Source organism: Halobacillus seohaensis, assembly GCF_042663045.1.
In the GTDB taxonomy this organism is placed as follows: domain Bacteria; phylum Bacillota; class Bacilli; order Bacillales; family Halobacillaceae; genus Halobacillus_A; species Halobacillus_A seohaensis.
Window position 1 is genome coordinate 1 of record NZ_JBHSZV010000074.1, and the last position, 1,346, is coordinate 1,346.

At 37.7% G+C, this 1,346-nt stretch carries 2 protein-coding genes; one reads left to right on the forward strand and one right to left on the reverse strand.

Annotated features, from left to right (window positions below; genetic code table 11):
• Positions 1-86: 86 nt before the first annotated feature.
• Entirely contained in the window at positions 87-503 is a 417-nt protein-coding gene (locus ACFQIC_RS21040; RefSeq protein WP_390217878.1) for a hypothetical protein, read from the forward strand.
• Here the strand turns inward: ACFQIC_RS21040 and ACFQIC_RS21045 are convergent.
• On the reverse strand, positions 436-1,346 hold a 911-nt coding region (locus tag ACFQIC_RS21045), incomplete at its 5' end, for an IS3 family transposase (protein WP_390217880.1). The genes ACFQIC_RS21040 and ACFQIC_RS21045 overlap by 68 nt on opposite strands.

Genomic DNA, 1,346 nt, shown 5'->3' on the forward strand with positions numbered 1-1,346 from the left:
TATGCTATGTTCCATAGGAGGAGCGATGACATGCCAAAGCACACGCTCAAAACTAAGAGCGTGTGCTTTTGTCATCCATTATGATGATGAACTATTTTAAAAGTTTAACTACATTGGAGTTTTCCATTTTTCAGGAGGAACATACGATACGAGTCTATCCAAATTGGATGGTAAGATACTTTGAATCCTTGACGGAAAAGGAACAATGGCAGTACTTTCTAGAATATCGACAGATTACTCATCAATTGATTTCGGAGTCGTACTTCATCGATCAGTTAAAATGGATTTTGAAGCATACATCTATTGAACTAGAGTACGATCTATATGTACAGGCGATATTGGACCCTGATTTTTTCAAGGATGACATCTTTAAACCAGGAAAGTTTGACGAGCTAGATAAAAGATATGGTCAACGATTTAAAAAGGATTTCAGCACTATGTTTGGACCATCGGAATCTCCGGCGTTTTCACTAGACGGGCAAGAGGATACTCTCCCGTTTTAATAAATTCTGCATATTGATTAGGGGATAACTTTGCGAGATTCCACTGATAACGATCATTGTTATAGTAATCCATATAGTCATCAACCTTTGCATGAAGTTCCGCAAAAGTATTTAAGTTGTTAAGATTTTTCAATTCATCTTTCATGTGCCCAAAGAAGGATTCTTGCGGTGCATTGTCCCAACAGTTCCCCCGATGCGACATCGATTGACGTAATTCTTTGTCATTCAGTAGTGACTGGAACTTCAAACTTGTATAGTGGACGCCCTGATCGGAATGGATCAGGGTTTTCTGGTTTTTAGGAATACGATGATTTTCTATTAATTGCTCAACACTTTTCAAAACAAAGTCAACTTCCAATGATTCACTTAGCACATATGAAAGAATTTGGTTGGTGAAGGCATCTTTAATGGTTACCAAATAAGCCTTTTTTCCTCTTCCAAAGAACAAATAAGTAATATCAGTAAGTAGGACTGCTTTAGGGCCGTGGGCTTTAAATTGACGATTCAAATGGTTGGGTTTCGTTACATTTTCTTGTTTTGCTTTTGCCATTTGTTTATAGGGATTGGGTTTTCTAATCGGACATATCAAATGATATTTATTCATCAGTCGTTGAATCTTTTTACGGTTCATCACGATTCCTGTTTGAAGCAAACGCATATAAATGCCTCTTGACCCCTTATCATACCCACGATGTCGATAGGATTCTAGAATCAATTCAAAATCAGCACGATCTTGTTTCTCTCGCTCATTGCGCTTATCTTCATGCTTCAGCCATGCATAATAACCTGAGCGAGAAACGTGTGCAATGTCACATAGCCACTTGATATTCAAGAGGTTATTAT

What these genes read in the sequence shown, in the direction of transcription:
- ACFQIC_RS21040 (WP_390217878.1), top strand. Translation starts at nt 87, where the DNA reads ATGAACTATTTTAAAAGTTTAACTACATTGGAGTTTTCCATTTTTCAG.